We start from the raw sequence: 17,693 nt of genomic DNA, 5'->3' as shown, positions 1-17,693 counted from the left end.
TCAAGTTACATAACGCGGCAGGCAAACCCTTTCAAATACAGCCCTTCCGGGTAAGTCGCAATCACCGGGTGATCGGCTGCCTGACGGAACTGCTCTATAAATTGTACATCACGACCGGCATCTATTGCGGCGTCAGCGATGATTTTCTGGAATAAATCGGTGGTCATCAGGCCAGAACAGGAGAAGGTCAGCAGCACACCGCCTGGATTGAGCAACTGGATAGCCAGCATGTTGATGTCTTTATAACCACGGCAAGCCCCCATCAGTTGGCTTTTGTTCTCAACGAATTTTGGCGGGTCCATCACGATGACATCGAACTTCTCGCCCTGATCGCGATATTTACGCAGCAGTTTGAACACGTCGTCGCGCACAAATTCGGCTTTGCTGAGGTCGAGTTTATTCAGCTCAACGTTTTGACGTGCGATATCCAGCGCTTCCTGAGACGTGTCGACGCTGGTGACCTGGCGGCAACCGCCCATCAGTGCGGAGACCGCAAAACCACCGGTGTAAGAGAAGCAGTTCAATACACGCTTATCTTCCACGTAGCGGCGAACCGCCAGACGGCTGTCGCGCTGATCGAGGTAGTAACCCGTTTTATGGCCGCCCTGAATATCCACCAGCAGTTTCATACCGTGTTCTTCAATAGGCATTAGCGCTGGCGGCAGTTCACCGGTTACGGGTCCCTGAGTCAATTCCATGCCTTCTTTCTTACGCACCGCAACATCACTGCGATCGTAGATAGCACACTCAGGGTAGAGCGTTTGCAGAGCGCTTATCAGTGCGGCACGCTGATATTCCGCCCCGGCGCTCAGTAACTGAAGTACCAGGAAGGAGCCAAAACGGTCGATGGTGACGCCCGGCAGACCGTCAGATTCCCCAGCGATGAGGCGATAGCTGTCCAGACCGTCTTTCTGCGCCAGCCAATCACGCCACTGTTGCGCCTGCTGTAAACGGCGAACGAAGAAATCGATATCAATGGTTTCATTGGCGTCAAATGTCCAGACGCGAGCACGGATTTGCGATGATGGAGAATACGCACCGCGGGCTAGCCATTTCCCCTGGCTATCGACAATATCAATGGTCTCGCCGAGGCTGGCTTTGCCTTCCATGCGCGCGACTGCACCGGAAAAGACCCAGGGATGACGGCGCAACAATGATTTTTCGCGCCCTTTGGCTAACACTAAACGTACACTCATAATTTTATAATCTGGCTGTTTTGATGGGAAAGGCTGCATTTTCCCGACTTCCCTGCATAAATGCAACGAACGACGGAAGAATGTCAGGACAATTGACGCTAAAGTCAGGTGGTTCATCACCAGCGTTTGCGAGGAGTTAACGTGGATAAATGTGTAATCTGTTGGGTTTACGGTCAGGTACAGGGCGTCGGTTTTCGCTATTTTACCCAGCAGGAAGCGCTACGGCTAGGGATACGTGGCTATGCGCGGAATCTGGATGACGGTAGCGTCGAAGTGGTGGCCTGTGGCGAAGATGAGGCAGTAGAGAAACTGCTGGCGTGGCTAAAAGCGGGTGGGCCCAGGAGCGCCCGGATTGATAAAGTTCTGGCCGAGCCTCATCAACCCGAAAAAGCGTGGAACGACTTCAGTATTCGCTATTAAATGCACTTTACCGGTTTAGGCAGGCCGGCAATTTTTGTGGCCTGTTTGGCTGGGCCTTTCGGGAACAGGCGATACAGATAACGGCTGTTGCCTTTCTCTTCACCAAAGGTGTTGGCCATCGCTTTTACCAGCATACGGATGGCGGGAGAGGTGTTGAACTCCAGGTAAAATTCGTGCACAAAACGAACCACTTCCCAATGTTCCGGGCTTAACGTGATCCCTTCTTTTTCGGCAATGGCCACTGCCAGACCTTCACTCCATAGCGTGGAGTCTTTGAGATAACCGTCGTTATCCGTCTCGATTTCGGTATTTTCGTAGATAAGCATAATTTTTCACACAACATACAGATGGCGGGAAGTGTAGCAAATAAAAAGGCCCCGCATAAGCGAGGCCTCAAGGTGTGTGCGATTTCGGGTTAGTCGCGGCTTGCGAAGCCCAGGATGCTCAGCAGGCTAACGAAGATGTTGTACAGAGATACGTACAGGCTCACCGTTGCGCGGATGTAGTTGGTTTCACCACCGCGGATAATGTTGCTGGTTTCATACAGGATGGCACCTGAAGAAATCAGGATAAACACCGCGCTGATAGCCAGATGCAGGGCCGGTAGCTGCAGGAAGATGTTAGCCACCATACCAATCAGCACCACCACGATACCTGCCATCAGCATACCGCCGAGGAAGGACATATCTTTACGGGTGGTTAACACGTAGGCGGAGCAGCTAAAGAACACCAGTGCCGTACCGCCCAGCGCCATACCGATGACATCGCCCATGCCCGCTGACAGGTAGGCATTCAGAATCGGCCCCAGAATGTAGCCCAGGAAGCCGGTGAAGGCGAAAGCAGACAGAATACCGACAGGCTTATCCGCCGTCTTATGGGTCAGGAACATCAGACCATACATACCGACCAAGGTCAGAATCAGCCCTGGAGATGGCAGCATCAACACGGTGCTGGCCGTGGCGGTGATAGCGGAAAACGCCAGCGTCAGGCTCAGCAGGAAATAGGTATTACGCAGGACTTTGTGGGTGCTCAGTAGCGATGAGCGGTCACGCGATGAAGTAATTATGCGATCCATGAGTCACTCTCTTTATGACGGATGTTATTAATGGCTAAGCATAAAAAAAGTCTTCTTTATTCCCAAATGGTTTTACCCATCTTTACTCTGCCGAATCAGAGGATTACGGGCAAGTCACAAATTCACACCACAGCGCCAGAAATAGCGAGATCGATATCTTATAGGTTATTGAAAGAACTTGCGTAATTCAATGTGCATGCCGAAAGTGAAAAGGGTAAAAACAACAAGGCAATGGAAATGAAAATACAAAAATATAATGGCATCACGATAGCTTTACTGGCATTGGGGCTAACAGGGGCGGCACAGGCCGCAAACGTCCCGGAAGGAACACCGCTTGCTGCTACTCAGGAGTTGGTGCGCAGTAATGGTAACGAGCCAGCTTCACTTGACCCGCACAAAGTAGAAAGTGACGTTGAATTTAATATTATCAGCGATTTGTTTGATGGGCTGGTGGCGGTGAAAGGGGACGGCAGTATCGAACCTCGGCTGGCACAATCCTGGGAGAATAAAGACAACACCGTCTGGACGTTCCATTTACGACCGGGGATTGTCTGGAGCGATGGCTCAGCCATTACCGCGCAGGATATCGTCTGGAGCTGGCAGCGGCTGGTGAGCCCCGCGACCGGTTCACCGTATGCAAGTTATCCCGGCAATATGCATATGGTGAACGCCGCTGATATTGCGCAGGGTAAAAAATCGCCCGACACGCTGGGGGTAAAAGCCCTCGACGATACCACGCTTGAAGTCACGCTGACGCAGCCGACCTCATCATTCCTCGCGATGCTCGCACACCCGTCGCTGGTGCCGCTCGATAAAGTATTAATCGGTCGCTATGGTGATAAATGGGTTAAACCGGAACATTTCGTCGGCAGTGGCGCCTATAGCCTGTCGCAGTGGGTGGTTAACGAACGCATTGTGGCGGAGCGTAACCCACATTATTGGGATAACGCGAAGACCGTCATTAATAAGGTGACCTATCTGCCGATTCGTTCAGAAGCCTCGGATGTAAACCGCTACAAGGCGGGTGAAGTTGACATTGTCTACACGCTGCCGATAAACCAATTCAGCCAATTGCAGAAGACGCTGGGCTCTGAAGTGAATGTCTCTCCACAATTGGCAACCTATTACTACGAATTCAACACCACCCGTGCGCCGTTCAATGATGTGCGCGTGCGTCGGGCGCTGAATATGGCGCTGGATAAAGACATCATTGCTGAAAAAGTACTGGGACAGGGGCAGAGTCCGGCGTGGGTGTTTAGCCAACCGGAAATCGGTGGGGTGAAACTGCATGGGCCTGACTATGCGTCATGGCCGCTCGACAAACGGCTTGCCGAGGCGAAGAAGTTACTGGCAGAAGCGGGATTCAGCGAAAGCCATCCGCTGGCTTTTAACTTGCTCTATAACACCTCTGAGTCGCATCAACGTATTGCCATTGCTGCCGCGTCAATGTGGAAGAAAAATCTTGGCGTTGAAGCCAAATTGCAAAACCAGGAGTGGAAAACCATGCTGGATGCGATGCATACCGGTAATTTCGATGTGGTGCGCTATGCCTGGATTGCTGACTATGACGATGCCTCCACGTTCCTGAATACCTTCCGCACGGGCGACAGCGAAAATACCACGAAGTACAGCAACCCGGACTATGACGGTGCGTTGCGTGATGCTGCCAAAGTGCAGGATTCGGCTCAGCGCGCCAGCGATTATCAGAAAGCGGAGGATCTCCTGGGGCGCGATGTTCCGGCGATCCCGGTCTATCACTACGTGCGTACGCACCTGGTGAAACCATGGGTGGGGGGATTTACCCCTGACCGTCTGGGCTACTATTACACCAAAGATATGTTTATCAAAAAACACTGAATGCGCTGAGCACTGCTTAGAGGCGAGTAAAATCGGTCATTTTGTTGTTTTTTCAGGCGAATAACGCGGTTTTGCTCGTTTTTTGGGCAGTCGTTCGTTTTGGCACTTTACAGGTCCTATTGGGATGTTTATAGTGCGCCTCATTGGAAGCGTGGCCGAGCGGTTGAAGGCACCGGTCTTGAAAACCGGCGACCCGAAAGGGTTCTAGAGTTCGAATCTCTACGCTTCCGCCAAATAAAGAAAAGGGGTTACCGAAAGGTAACCCCTTTTTGCTTTTATACCGCATAACACCCATCGTTTTAATGTGCTCTCTCCTTTTTTGCGCCGTCCCTGACAAAGATCTATTTCCGATCAAGCAACACATTTTGCGCCGCCATCTCGCTTATTTTTGTTTTCAGCAGCAAAAATTGTAGAGGAAATAACCAGGCGATACGTAAGAAGTGAATTTCATCGCAAATAACGCGTTTTGGTGCTTTACAGGCCCGTTTGGGATGTTTATAGTGCGCAGCATTGGAAGCGTGGCCGAGCGGTTGAAGGCACCGGTCTTGAAAACCGGCGACCCGAAAGGGTTCTAGAGTTCGAATCTCTACGCTTCCGCCAAATTAAAGAAAAGGGGTTACCGCAAGGTAACCCCTTTTTTGTTATTGGCCAGCCAGTGCCTTAAACACCATCGCTACTGCATGCGCTCCCGGATCCATATTCCCCGCCAGACTGTCACTGTTCAGATACGATGCACGACCGGCATTGGCTTTGGTCGCGAGGCTTGTGGCATCCGCACCGGCCTGTGCTGCACGGTATGCGGCATCCAGATTACCTGGATTTTGCGCCAGCGCGTCCAGCGCCGGTTGCAGGGCGTCAATCAAGGTACGGTCACCCAGGTCGGCTCCACCGTAAAATTTCATCTGCGCAAGCCCCGCCTGAAGGGCGCTGACGATGGACTTACCGTCATGAATCGCTTGTCCGGCGGCGGTGAAGAAAATCGACATCAGCACACCACTGGAGCCGCCCATCACCACCGTTAAACGCTCGCCAATTAACCCGCATAGCGTTTCCAGTTGATCCAACGGGAGTTGATGTTCCTTTAACAGGCGATCAATCTCGCGCGCACCGGCGGCAAAGGTGGAACCGGTATCCCCATCGCCGACTTTAGCATCGAGGGCGTTAAGACAGCTCTCGAGGTCGGACAAGGTGGCGGTCACCGTTTCCACAATCTGGCGGACCTGCGTATTTTCAGACGGCGTAAAGTCGACGCGGGCGCTCTGAAGCGTGCAGGGCATCGTTTGCGGCGAGCGCAGACTCACCGGCGGTAGCCAGCCTGAGGTTCTGACCTCAGCCAGCAGCGCTTTTTCAATACTCTCTTCCATCACCATCGCGGTAATGGAAAACCCTTTCATATCAAGCGCACTGACCAACGGCGCAGGGCCTATGAGCCAATCGGTGCGAGCAGCCAGCGTGCTGGCGGCCAATTCGTGGGTGAGGATCGCCATTTCGGTCACCGAAACCCCGCCCAGATTGTTGAGCATCAGCATCAGGCGTCCGCTAGCGGGTAATGCCGCCGCGATTTTTTCCACCATCAGTCGAACAACCTCGCGACTGTTCTGCGTATCCACCACGTTGGCACCGGGCTCTCCGTGGATCCCCATCCCCAATTCGGCCTTACCTGGGTGATGGCGGACACCGTCCTCGGGATCGGCTGGAAGGTGGCAGCTGGAAAGCGCCACACCAAGGCTGAATACCCGGGCCATCGCTAAATTCGCCTCCCGGGAGACGGTATCCAGATTGCTGCCGTTTTCGGCAAAATACCCGGCGACTTTGTGAATAAGGATAGTGCCAGCGATCCCTCGTGGATGTTTGTTATCCGGCAGAGAAATATCGTCGCCGACAATGACCATCTCGACCTTGTAGCCCATACGACGTGCTTTTTCCGCCGCCAGGCCGAAGTTCAGTCGGTCACCCGTATAGTTTTTAACGATGAGCAGACAGCCCGCCTCGCCGGTGACCGCCACAATCGCGGTCAGTACGGCATCGACGCTCGGGGAGGCAAACAAATCGCCACAGACGGCCGCCGTTAACATGCCTTTTCCGACAAAGCCTACGTGGGCCGGTTCGTGGCCTGCGCCGCCGCCGGAAATCACCGCCACGCGGGATTTATCCAGATCCTGACGTACCACGATACGGATGGCAGGATCGGTTTCCAGACGAGCGAGATTGTTCCATGGGCTGGCAATAATCGCCCCTTCAATCGCGTCATTAATGAGGTTTTCACGTTGATTGTAGAAAAATTGCGACATAACGGTTTCCTGAGCTTGAGGTATGACACGCTGGTATAGCAGCGTGTCAGAAAGAGTACGAAGAGTGATTACGGTTTGGTTGCCGCACTGCTTAATGTTAGCGGGTCACCGTCGCGGTAGGCATCGAAGGCGTTGCCCTGCTGGCAAAGCCAGGGGATTCCAGCGGCTTTTGCGATGATGGCACCATGCGCCAGCGGGCTTGCGCCGCGCAAACAAATAGCGGCCGTTTTTGCCGCGTCTAGCTGCAAAACTACCGACGGGTAAATATTGTCAGCGATGAGGATAGTCCGGTGCTGCAAGCAGGGTGCGCTATCAGGGGCGTCAGCCAGCTGCCCCAGCGTGCGGTGCAGAATATCTTCGATATCAATATAACGAGCCTGAAGATAGTCGTCGTCCAGGGCCTGATACTGCTGACTAAGCTCGCTCATTACTTGAGACCAGGCCCACTCTGCACGGCATTGCTGCTGGAGTAAGAGGTCATTGACGCTGTTTAGCAATTCCGGGTCGTCGAGCAGGGTATGCTGACCAAAGAAAATAGCGGCAATATCCTCTGAGTATTTTTCTGCCGCCAGGGCGGCAAGGCCCAACAGATCGTCAAGGGTATGACTTACCGCCATTTTCACGCGGCGAAACTCCGCTTGTGGAAGACCTTCTGCTGCCTGATCAAAGGTAAAAATGCTCGGCTGGTAATGCAGCACCTGACCGCTAATGGCTGCGGGGGCCGATTGGCCTTTGGTCGGCGGTACGCTTGTGACAGGGCGTTCGCCAAAGCGATCCTCTGCCAGCGCCTGGAAAGCGGCCAGCGCAGCAGCAGCGTCGGGGCCATTGGCAATCAGACGTAGCCTGTCATGGCAGCGCACTTTTAACAGCGCTATCTGGTTGATGCTGTCAGGTTTAACGCACTTACCGTCTTTTTCCAGCAGCAGGTCGGCGTTAAATCCGGATAACCCCTCGACCAGGCGTGCTGCGGGGCGCACGTGCAGGCCATTCGGATTGGTAATTTCAACAATCACAGACTGTCCCTGGAAGCTATCTTCAACTGGCGCGAGCAGTGGCGTTGATTCCGTCTCGGCGGGAAAACCGAGCTGCACGCGTTTGGCCTGAAGGGCACACTGGGCGTCGTTTATCACTTTATGAATGTCGGCACCGCTGGCGGCACTGACCGTCGCGGCCAGCGCCCCCTCCACCAGTGGTGCCGGGCATAAATGAACCCGGGCAGCAATCTCGGGATCCAGCAAATCGAGCGCGGTTTCGGCGCTGAGCAGCGCGCTACCGATATCCATCAACACGAGGATGGCATCGGTATCCGCGACGGAGATGATCGCCTCCATCACCTTGATAGGGTCGGTTCCAATAGGATTTTCGGGGTCGTCGATACCGGCGGCGATGGCGAGTCGGCAGCCATCCCCTCTTAACATCTGACGGGCCAGCTCCCCGACCCCTTGGCCCAGTTGGGCGCTGTGAGACACAATTACCAGGTTTACCATCGCCTTGTCCTTCCTATTACGCGTGAGCCGAAGCTGCCAGCATTTGCATCATAAACAGTGCAGAGGTGGCCCCAGGATCCTGATGACCGATACTGCGTTCTCCCAGATAGCTGGCACGGCCTTTACGCGCCTGCATGGTGATGGTGGACTGGACGGCCTGCTGCGCAACCTCACAGGCGGCGTCCAGTGCTGTGGTTAACGAGAGATTTTGCTCGCTGGACTGGCGCAGGGAATCCACTACCGGCAGCCAGACATCGCACATGGTTTTGTCTCCGCGTTCAGCTTTGCCCCGGCTCACCACTCCGTCAGCGCCTTCGCGGATCATTAAATATAGCTCTTCGAGCGTCAGATTCTGGCGTGCCTGGGTGACCTGGGCTGCGCGAATAAAGAACGTGCCAAATAACGGACCGCTGGCACCGCCAACGTTGGAAAGCAGCACCATACCGGTATTTTTTAAAATAAAACCAATGTCTTTGTCAGCAATAGAGGGCAGTTTTTCCACCACCTTGCTAAAACCACGGTGCATGTTGAGACCGTGATCGGCATCGCCGATTTCGCGGTCGAGCCCCGTCAGAAAATCGCACTGGGTGGTGAAGGTGTCGCCACAGCGGTATAGCCAATCGACAATGTTATCTCTGTTCAGTGACATAGCAGATCTCCTTAGTGGCCCCAGTTGAGGGCAGGGGTGTGAACCGGGGCATCCCACAGGCTGAGGGTATCCGCACCCACTTTCAGCAGCGTTATCGAAAAACCGGACATATCCAGGGAGGTACACCAGGAACCGACCAGAGAGCGCTCAATCACCAGCCCGGCATCTGCGCACAGCGTATCTAACCGGTTATAGACTCCGTAAAGCTCTGAAAGCGGTGTCGCGCCGAGGTTATTGACCATCGCAATTACCTGGTCGCCTTTTTGCAGAGCCTGTTTGGTCTGCATGACTTCCTGCCAGCATCCTTTCAGCGGATCCCATTGGCGCAGGGTGCGGCTGTAGTGACCGTTTTCCAGTAGGGTGGCAAACATAGCATCGACGGTGTCATCCAGTGAGGTAAACGCGCGGCGGTCGATACCGGGTTCGCCGTGAATACCGACGCCAAACTCCATCTCATTATCATTGAGTTCAAATGACGGCTTTCCGGAGGCGGGCACGGTGCAGGCGCCCAGCGCAATACCGATAGAGTGGCCCTGGTTATTGAGCTGGCGCCCGAGACTGGCGCAGGCTTCCAGGCTGTCGCCGCGCTCTGCGGCAGCGCCCATCAATTTTTCTATCAGTACCGTATTGGCGACGCCGCGTCGCCCGGCGGTGTACAAACTATCTTTGACGGCGACATCATCGTCGACCACCACGGTGGTGACTTTTATGCCGCTTTCATGCAGCAGTTCGGTCGCCGTTTCGAAATTCAGAATATCGCCGGTGTAGTTTTTGATAATCAGCACCACCCCTTCGCCACCGTCAACATGCATGGCGCACTCGAAAATTTTATCCGGCGTGGGTGAGGTGAAAATCTCTCCCGGGCAGGCGCCGCTGAGCATCCCGGTGCCAATAAATCCGCAGTGCATCGGCTCATGCCCGCTACCGCCGCCGGAGAGCAGTGCAACCTTACCGGCGACCGGCGCATCGGCACGAGTGACGTAAACCGGGTCCTGGAAAAGTTTCAGTTCCGGGTGAGCCTTTGCCAGCCCGGCCAGCTGTTCAGCCAGGACATCTTCCACACGGTTAATCAATTTTTTCATGTTGTGTACTCCGCTGGATGTTTTAAGAGGCGACGGTAAGGTTGCCTCCTGAGTAGGGTTCCGGTGGCGATAAGGTAAATTCCGATACCGTGACCGATGAAGTGATTCTCGCCTGGTAGAGAAAAAAGAAAATCCCCGCTGTTGGAGGTTTCATCCCGAAACGTATTCCCGCGTTTATGTTTCACAATGGAACGTTATTTGTCGGCCAATGATGAAAGTGAGAGCTGGTGCAAGCTTAATTACCGTGCAGGTGAGCCAGGATTCATCGGCCAGGCGGGGTGACGCTATTATTTTTAGTCATTCAAGTTCAGAATAGCGAAATCCAGATTAATTAAACTGATGAATAGTGTGAATGGGCTGCGGATCTGGATCGCAATCCTGACTCGCTGCTCTCTAATGCGTTTCGTTATGGAACGAAATTTTTATGATGCTGTTCCGAAGTGGAACCAAATAACGAAGAATTTTTTTGTTCTGCACCCGCTCTAAAGTGATTGTCACCGCGTCGGCCATGTCAAACATACCCGACGCCATCATGGAAACGAGTTCAATGTGAGGGTGTAGAGAATGCTACAAGTTATTCAATCTCCAGCAAAATATCTTCAGGGTCCTGATGCATCAGCCTTATTCGGTCAGTATGCCAAAAACCTGGCGGATAACTATTTTGTGATTGCCGACGATTTTGTGATGAAACTGGCCGGTGACAAAGTGTTGAACGGCCTGCATGAAAATGGCATCAGCAGTCATGCTGAACGCTTTAATGGTGAATGCAGCCATGCGGAGATTAACCGCCTCGGCGCGATAGCGAAACAAAAGGGCTGCAAAGGCGTCGTCGGTATTGGTGGGGGGAAAACCCTCGATACCGCGAAGGCTATTGGTTATTACCAGCATCTGCCGGTGGTGGTGATCCCAACCATCGCCTCAACTGATGCGCCAACCAGCGCGCTGTCGGTCATTTATACCGAAGCCGGTGAGTTTGAAGAGTATCTGGTCTATCCGAAAAACCCCGACATGGTGGTGATGGATACGGCGATTATCGCCAAAGCGCCGGTTCGCTTACTGGTTGCCGGGATGGGGGATGCGCTTTCCACCTGGTTTGAAGCAAAAGCCTGTTTCGATGCGCGTGCCGTCAGCATGGCGGGTGGACAGTCTACGGCGGCAGCGCTGAGTCTGGCGCGCCTGTGCTATGACACCTTGCTGGCGGAAGGGGAGAAAGCCCGTCTGGCCGCCGAGGCCGGAGTGGTCACCATGGCACTGGAGCGTATTGTGGAAGCCAATACCTATCTGAGCGGCATCGGCTTTGAAAGCAGTGGCCTGGCGGCGGCGCACGCTATCCATAACGGTTTCACTATCCTCGAAGAGTGTCACCACTTATACCACGGCGAAAAAGTCGCTTTCGGTACGCTGTCCCAACTGGTGCTGCAAAACAGCCCGATGGAAGAAATTGAAACGGTTCTTGGCTTCTGTCAAAAAGTCGGGCTGCCAATGACGCTTTCTCAGATGGGCGTGAAGGACGGCATTGAAGAGAAAATTCTCGCCGTGGCGAAGGCCACCTGCGCAGAAGGGGAAACCATCCACAACATGCAGTTCCCGGTGACGGCACAAAGCGTGTATGGCGCGATTCTTGCCGCTGACCGTCTGGGCGCTCAGTGGATGGCAACACACTAAATTTTTGCGCTGACCGTTCCTGTAATCTGCGCTCCACCGTGTTGTTGTTTTCCCCCGGCGTCCTCGTAGACGATGCCGGGGGTTATTGTTTTTATACGGGATGCACAGAAAGAAGGAATGACACAGATGACCACGCCGAATGAACAGACCGAACAGGCTCAGGTGACATTTATTGCCCAATCCTGGCACCGCTGCGGCAAGATGATGCAGCGCGAAACCTGGAGCACTCCGCATCAGGCACAGGGTCTGACGTTTGCGTCTATCAGCCGTCGTAAGACCGCGCTGTTGACCATTGGGCAAGCCGCACTCGAAGATGCGTGGGAGTATATGGATGGTCGCCCGTGTGCGCTGTTCATTCTCGATGAGTCCGCCTGTATTCTCACCCGCTGCGGCCACCCTCAGACGCTTGAACAGCTGGATAAACTAGGCTTCCACGCCGGGAGTTACTGCGCAGAAAGTATCATCGGCACCTGTGCTCTCTCGCTGGCCTCGCTGGTGGGGCAACCGGTAAAAACGCTGGGCGAACAGCATTTTAAACAAGCGCTGTTCCCATGGGCTTTCTGTTCTACGCCAATATTTGATAACCACGGTCGGCTCTCGGGCTCCATCGCCCTGGTTTGCCTGGCGCCAGAATCCGGGAGCGCCGATCTGTCGTTGACGCTAGCCATGGCCAGGGAAGTGGGGAATTCGCTGCTGACCGACAGTTTGCTGGCGGAGTCTAACCGCCACCTTAACCAGATGTACGGTCTGCTCGAAAGTATGGATGACGGCGTGATGGCGTGGAATGAAGCGGGCATATTGCAGTTTCTCAACCCTCAGGCGGCACGACTTCTACACCTCGATGCTCAAGCCTGCCAGGGTAAAAACATTGCTGATTTGGTGACGCTCCCGGCGCTGCTCCGGCGAGCCATTAAACACGCCAGACCGCTGAGCCATGCGGAAGTGACTTTTGAAAGCCAGCATCAGTTTGTCGATGCGGTGATCACCCTTAAACCGATAGTGGAAGCTCAGGGCACCAGCTTTATTCTGCTGCTTCACCCCGTAGAGCAGATGCGTCAATTGATGACCAGCCAACTGGGAAAAGTTAGCCACACCTTTGCGCAGATGTCGGCGGACGATGCAGAAACCCGGCGGGTGATTCATTTTGGCCGCCAGGCGTCGCGCGGCAGCTTCCCGGTATTGATGTGCGGTGAAGAGGGTGTAGGTAAGGAGCTGATTGCACAAGCGATTCATAATGAAAGCGAGCGGGCCGCGGGGCCATTTATCGCCGTCAACTGCCAATTGTATGCCGATAATGCCCTCGGGCTGGATTTTATGGGGAGCACGGCGACGGAAGACGATAACGGACGCCTCAGTCGTCTTGAACTGGCCTCCGGTGGGACACTCTTTCTTGAGAAGGTTGAGTATCTGGCGCCCGAGCTACAGTCCATTTTGCTTCAGGTGATAAAGCAGGGTGTCGTCACCCGCCTTGATGCGCGCAGGCTGGTTCCGGTGGATGTAAAAGTGATTGCGACCACCACCACGGATTTAGAAAATCTGGTTGAACAAAACCGCTTTAGTCGGCAGCTCTACTATGCGCTGCACTCTTTTGAGATCAGCATTCCCCCGCTGCGCGAGCGACGTAACAGCATCCCTTCGTTGGTTCACAGCCGGTTACGCACCCTGGAACGGCGTTTTTCATCACGGCTGAAGGTGGATGACGATGCCCTTGCACAGTTGGTGGCTTACTCCTGGCCGGGGAATGATTTTGAGCTGAACAGTATTGTTGAAAATATCGCTATCAGCAGCGAACACGGGCATATCCGGTTGAGCAATCTGCCTGGTTGGTTATTCCACGATCATCCTGCTGTCGGCGTAAACAGTGGGTTAATCCCCGCCAGCCTGAGTATTTCGGCGATGGAAAAAGAAGCGATTATTCATGCCGCCAGAGTGACCAGTGGCCGGGTGCAGGAGATGTCCAGTTTGCTCAACATTGGTCGCACCACCCTGTGGCGTAAACTTAAGCAGTTTGATATTGATGTGAGCCAGTTTAAGCATCGACATCAGGAGTGACGACGTTTTTTAAAGGCCACCGTTTCGAAAATGCCTGGCTGTTGCTAAAGTAACCCACTGATAGCAATTGAAAGGAACTCACAGTGGCTGGGATCATTGATTATCAGATTGAAAAATACAGCTTTAAAGAAGCTTCGGAACCTGCGCGACTGACTAGCCAGTGGGCTGAGGTGATGGAAGAGTGCCGCCGGATGGGCGCAGAAGATCGCCTGCGCATTGCGTTGCTGAACGTTGACTACGTTACAAGCTTCGAGTTGCCTTTTCGCTTACTGTTAGTCAGAGCGCCACAATTTATAGCCAGCGTGCGTGAGGAACTGGCGCTCAATCAGAAAAACGTGATGTTTAACGGCAAGCGCTTTGGTTGCGTATACAGTCTGAAAACCAGCATGGATGCTATCCCTGATACCTTTGTGTACAGCCTAGCCAGCCGTATCCGACGAATGGAAAATGGGCAATCGACGGCAGCACCTTATCAGGAGATAGCCAAGCAGACGCGAGTGCCGCGAGAGCGTCTTAAGCTGGCGCTGGAGGCCGGGCTTGACGTCACAGCGCTGGATGCTCTGTTCTGGTTTGGGATCCAGCGACTTGCCGCAGAGGTACAGCAATTACGTAAAACGGGGATGAGCATTAGCACTGCTGAGGCTGATGTTTCGGATACGTTGACCGAAACGACCCGACGTGTGCCGTATTATCGTTGGGTGAAAAAATGATGTATGCGTAACATCGGATTTATTTGTCTCAGGGTTATCTCCGAAGAAAAGGTGATAAATAACCGGGGCAGAATGGTAATGTTCTTATATTTGCTGCGATCTTTCTTATTGATATTGATCAAGGAAGACTCAAATTTTTTACATTTTAAACATCTTGAAGTGTAGAGAAATGAATATTTTTATTTTAAGCAAAAATATTAAATTAATATTTAGCAAGCTAATTTATAAGCTATATTTTTATCATGGTCTGAATTTCAAATCAAAAACAATGAGTTATATGTTTTTTCTGCGAAAAACGTTAACCAATCTTTTTAATTACGTTTGCTAGTGGTTCCCTTGGGCAATTACATTGACTTTATTGATAGCTTAAATCTATCAATGAGGTGGTTTGGTGTTTAAAAAACGATTGGAAACAATTGGTTAAATATCTAATTCTTAAATGAATTGAATGATTGAGGCTGGTAAATAATAAAAGCCCCTAAGAACTCCTCAATTAATTCTCTTATCCCCAGAATGATAATGTGATTTTTACATTATATCTCATGCAGAGTTTATTAATAACCTCTAATACTTTTAAATTGTATACGTACGGAGACGTAAGCAATGAAATATAAAAATATTATCATCACGCATATGCTATTTATGGCTGTGGCTGGGCAGGGAGCCTGGGCACAGGGGACATATCATATAACGGAGAACAACCTGACATGGAATGATGGTCTGACGCTTAATAACTTATCTGATGGTTATGTCAGCGCGCTGCGCGCTGAAGATTCGATATCATCCATAATCAAAACCGCTAAAGGTGTTGATGTCAGTAATAACCATGCCGGTGTATTCTTTTCCGATGGCGCTTCGATAACCTTAATCAGCTCCGTACCTGACAATCAATTTCAGTCTAACAATAACCGCTGGGAAGGGATTCTGGTGGAATCGAAAGCTGATTTTACCATAAGCGGGATGAACGTCAGTTCAAATGGCAATAAAGATAACGGCATCCGCGCCAATGCCGCAGGTCAACTCTCAATTGAAGGGGCTGATAAAGTGGAATTCAACAATAACGCGGGTAAAGGGATTTTCGCCTTTGCTGCTGATAGCGTGGTCAGCATTAGTGGAAAAGATAACCACAGCTCATTCCTTTTTGTGAATGACAATAACGCCACAGCAGGGTGGGGTGGTGGTATCTGGTCAGAGGATCAGGCTCTGGTCAGCATTACCAATATGAACACCGAGGTTAAGGGGAACGGATTAGCGGGGATTATGACCAGATCGGGGGGCCGGGTAGATTTCCTCGGGGATGGGCGTCAATATTTACATGTCATCGAAAATGGCCTGAATAATGATGGCGGAATGATTGTAAGAGGAAATTCATTACTGAATATCACGGGCATGGATGTCTTGATAAAAGACAATGGCACCTATGGTTTACAGGTTGCAGAAGGCAGCACCGCCAATATTATCAGCGCTGATAATATCAAAAACACGCTCTCGGCAAATGGCAATAAAAACCATGCCACCGCATGGACTGAAGGCGCGGGGCTGGCGGTTCAGGGGGTGGCTTCCCAACTCGTTGTGCAAAATATGGATGTGCAAGCAAACGGTAATGGTCGTTACGGCATCCGCGCAACGGAAGGTGGCGTGCTGAATATCGTTGGGGGCGGAGACAATAACATCGACGTTGCTGCCAATAATAGCGCCGATGGCAATATGGGCGATGGCATTATTGCCGACCATGCAGCGTCAAATGGCGATCGTTCGGCTATCTATATTCAGGATATGAACCTCCGGGTGGCCGATCAGGCCTATCAGGGTATTGCCGCCCGCGACGGGGGGATCATCAATATCAGTAGCACCAGCGGTAAGCACTTGCTTGAAGTGTATAACACCAGAATGGCGAACGATTACGGGCAAGATTTAGGTAAAGGCCTGCATGCGAAAGGGGCCGATAGCCCATCAGGTGAGGTTTCCACTCTGGTGATTAAAGATATGGATATCATTGCCAATAATAATGAGCTTGAGGGGGTGGTGGTGGCCGACAGCGGCGTCATCCATATTGAGAGCCAATCTGGAAAGAACACCTTAATCGCCAACGCCAATCGGCAGTATGCGGCGGCAACGCCGAATCAATGGTCGTACGGTGCAGGGCTGCTGGCTCACGGCGTTTCTGCCAATACACCGGACAAACAAGCCGCGATTATCATCAAAAATATGCATATTGAAGCTAATGATAATGGTGTTTACGGTCTCTACGCGCGTGATGGCGGTGTTATTAGCATCACCGGCGATGGTTCGCAAAAGCTGGATATCAAGGGCAATAAATCCACCAACTTCGATACCTACGATGCCGGTGTTGCCATTGAAGGCTTCACTACCGACGGAACATCTCAAAAACCGGCCGCCGTTGAAATTAATAATATGCAGGTCACTATCAATGATAACGGTCGATACGGCAGGTAATGACTCCAACTTATTGATAGTGTTTTATGTTCAGATAATGCCCGATGACTTTGTCATGCAGCTCCACCGATTTTGAGAACGACAGCGACTTCCGTCCCAGCCGTGCCAGGTGCTGCCTCAGATTCAGGTTATGCCGCTCAATTCGCTGCGTATATCGCTTGCTGATTACGTGCAGCTTTCCCTTCAGGCGGGATTCATACAGCGGCCAGCCATCCGTCATCCATATCACCACGTCAAAGGGTGACAGCAGTCTCATAAGACGCCCCAGCGTCGCCATAGTGCGTTCACCGAATACGTGCGCAACAACCGTCTTCCGGAGCCTGTCATACGCGTAAAACAGCCAGCGCTGGCGCGATTTAGCCCCGACGTATCCCCACTGTTCGTCCATTTCCGCGCAGACGATGACGTCACTGCCCGGCTGTATGCGCGAGGTTACCGACTGCGGCCTGAGTTTTTTAAATGGCGGAAAATCGTGTTGAGGCCAACGCCCATAATGCGGGCGGTTGCCCGGCATCCAACGCCATTCATGGCCATATCAATGATTTTCTGGTGCGTACCGGGTTGAGAAGCGGTGTAAGTGAACTGCAGTTGCCATGTTTTACGGCAGTGAGAGCAGAGATAGCGCTGATGTCCGGCAGTGCTTTTGCCGTTACGCACCACCCCGTCAGTAGCTGAACAGGAGGGACAGCTGATAGAAACAGAAGCCACTGGAGCACCTCAAAAACACCATCATACACTAAATCAGTAAGTTG

General features: G+C 52.4%; 14 protein-coding genes and 2 tRNA genes. 8 read left to right on the top strand and 8 right to left on the bottom strand.

The features are described from left to right. Positions 1-5: 5 nt before the first annotated feature. Positions 6-1,196, bottom strand: coding sequence for a 23S rRNA (cytosine(1962)-C(5))-methyltransferase RlmI (rlmI, locus tag U0026_RS14665; protein ID WP_062777582.1), 1,191 nt, complete (start codon positions 1,194-1,196; stop codon positions 6-8). A 141-nt stretch (positions 1,197-1,337) separates the two neighbouring features. Here rlmI and yccX point away from each other — a divergent pair, with 141 nt between their 5' ends. Then, positions 1,338-1,616 (top strand): acylphosphatase, encoded by a 279-nt coding sequence (gene yccX, locus U0026_RS14660; RefSeq protein ID WP_062777487.1) that lies wholly within the window; start codon positions 1,338-1,340, stop codon positions 1,614-1,616. Here yccX and tusE read toward each other — a convergent pair. Then, complete coding sequence (gene tusE, locus U0026_RS14655; RefSeq protein ID WP_062777485.1) at positions 1,613-1,942, bottom strand: sulfurtransferase TusE; 330 nt, start codon at positions 1,940-1,942, stop codon at positions 1,613-1,615. The genes yccX and tusE overlap by 4 nt on opposite strands. Positions 1,943-2,031: 89 nt before the next feature. Continuing rightward, entirely contained in the window at positions 2,032-2,691 is a 660-nt protein-coding gene (gene yccA, locus U0026_RS14650; protein WP_062777483.1) for an FtsH protease modulator YccA, read from the bottom strand. Between the two features lie 237 nt (positions 2,692-2,928). On the opposite strand from yccA, the gene U0026_RS14645 reads away from it, so the two are divergent. The 3 genes from U0026_RS14645 (at position 2,929) to U0026_RS14635 (ending at position 5,148) form a co-directional block, all read left to right on the top strand. Then, positions 2,929-4,548, top strand: a complete 1,620-nt coding sequence (locus U0026_RS14645) for an ABC transporter substrate-binding protein (RefSeq protein WP_062777481.1) — start codon at positions 2,929-2,931, stop codon at positions 4,546-4,548. Between the two features lie 145 nt (positions 4,549-4,693). Next, positions 4,694-4,781: transfer RNA gene (locus U0026_RS14640), tRNA-Ser, on the top strand. 279 nt (positions 4,782-5,060) lie between these two features. Next, positions 5,061-5,148, top strand: a tRNA-Ser gene (locus tag U0026_RS14635). 41 nt (positions 5,149-5,189) lie between these two features. On the opposite strand, the gene U0026_RS14630 is transcribed toward U0026_RS14635, so the two are convergent. From U0026_RS14630 to dhaK, 4 genes are all read right to left on the bottom strand, one after another. Beyond that, positions 5,190-6,839, bottom strand: a complete 1,650-nt coding sequence (locus U0026_RS14630; protein ID WP_062777479.1) for a glycerone kinase — start codon at positions 6,837-6,839, stop codon at positions 5,190-5,192. 68 nt (positions 6,840-6,907) lie between these two features. Continuing rightward, on the bottom strand, positions 6,908-8,326 hold the full coding sequence (gene dhaM / locus U0026_RS14625; protein WP_062777478.1) for a dihydroxyacetone kinase phosphoryl donor subunit DhaM: 1,419 nt from the start codon (positions 8,324-8,326) through the stop codon (positions 6,908-6,910). A gap of 16 nt (positions 8,327-8,342) precedes the next feature. Beyond that, positions 8,343-8,975, bottom strand: a complete 633-nt coding sequence (gene dhaL, locus U0026_RS14620) for a dihydroxyacetone kinase subunit DhaL (protein ID WP_062777476.1) — start codon at positions 8,973-8,975, stop codon at positions 8,343-8,345. An 11-nt stretch (positions 8,976-8,986) separates the two neighbouring features. After that, positions 8,987-10,057 (bottom strand): dihydroxyacetone kinase subunit DhaK, encoded by a 1,071-nt coding sequence (dhaK, locus tag U0026_RS14615; protein WP_062777474.1) that lies wholly within the window; start codon positions 10,055-10,057, stop codon positions 8,987-8,989. A 564-nt stretch (positions 10,058-10,621) separates the two neighbouring features. Here dhaK and U0026_RS14610 point away from each other — a divergent pair. The 4 genes from U0026_RS14610 (at position 10,622) to U0026_RS14595 (ending at position 16,941) form a co-directional block, all read left to right on the top strand. Beyond that, positions 10,622-11,722, top strand: coding sequence for a glycerol dehydrogenase (locus U0026_RS14610; RefSeq protein ID WP_062777472.1), 1,101 nt, complete (start codon positions 10,622-10,624; stop codon positions 11,720-11,722). A 126-nt stretch (positions 11,723-11,848) separates the two neighbouring features. Continuing rightward, on the top strand, positions 11,849-13,774 hold the full coding sequence (gene dhaR / locus U0026_RS14605) for a dihydroxyacetone kinase operon transcriptional regulator DhaR (protein ID WP_062777470.1): 1,926 nt from the start codon (positions 11,849-11,851) through the stop codon (positions 13,772-13,774). A gap of 83 nt (positions 13,775-13,857) precedes the next feature. After that, a complete protein-coding gene (locus U0026_RS14600; protein ID WP_062777469.1) occupies positions 13,858-14,484 on the top strand; it encodes an ECs1377 family protein in 627 nt (208 codons plus the stop codon). A gap of 603 nt (positions 14,485-15,087) precedes the next feature. Next, a complete protein-coding gene (locus U0026_RS14595; RefSeq protein WP_156484213.1) occupies positions 15,088-16,941 on the top strand; it encodes a hypothetical protein in 1,854 nt (617 codons plus the stop codon). Between the two features lie 10 nt (positions 16,942-16,951). On the opposite strand, the gene U0026_RS14590 is transcribed toward U0026_RS14595, so the two are convergent. Then, positions 16,952-17,649, bottom strand: a protein-coding gene (locus U0026_RS14590) for an IS1-like element IS1B family transposase (RefSeq protein ID WP_223364178.1) whose coding sequence is annotated in 2 segments (ribosomal slippage) — positions 16,952-17,400 and positions 17,400-17,649 — 699 coding nt in all. Because the reading frame shifts where the segments join, the coding sequence is not laid out codon by codon here. Between the last annotated feature and the right edge of the window lie 44 nt (positions 17,650-17,693).

Origin of the sequence: Kluyvera intermedia, assembly GCF_034424175.1 — a bacterium.
GTDB classification, from domain to species: domain Bacteria; phylum Pseudomonadota; class Gammaproteobacteria; order Enterobacterales; family Enterobacteriaceae; genus Kluyvera; species Kluyvera intermedia.
The sequence above is the reverse complement of the archived record's forward strand: the minus strand, read 5'-3'. Positions and strand labels throughout refer to the sequence as shown.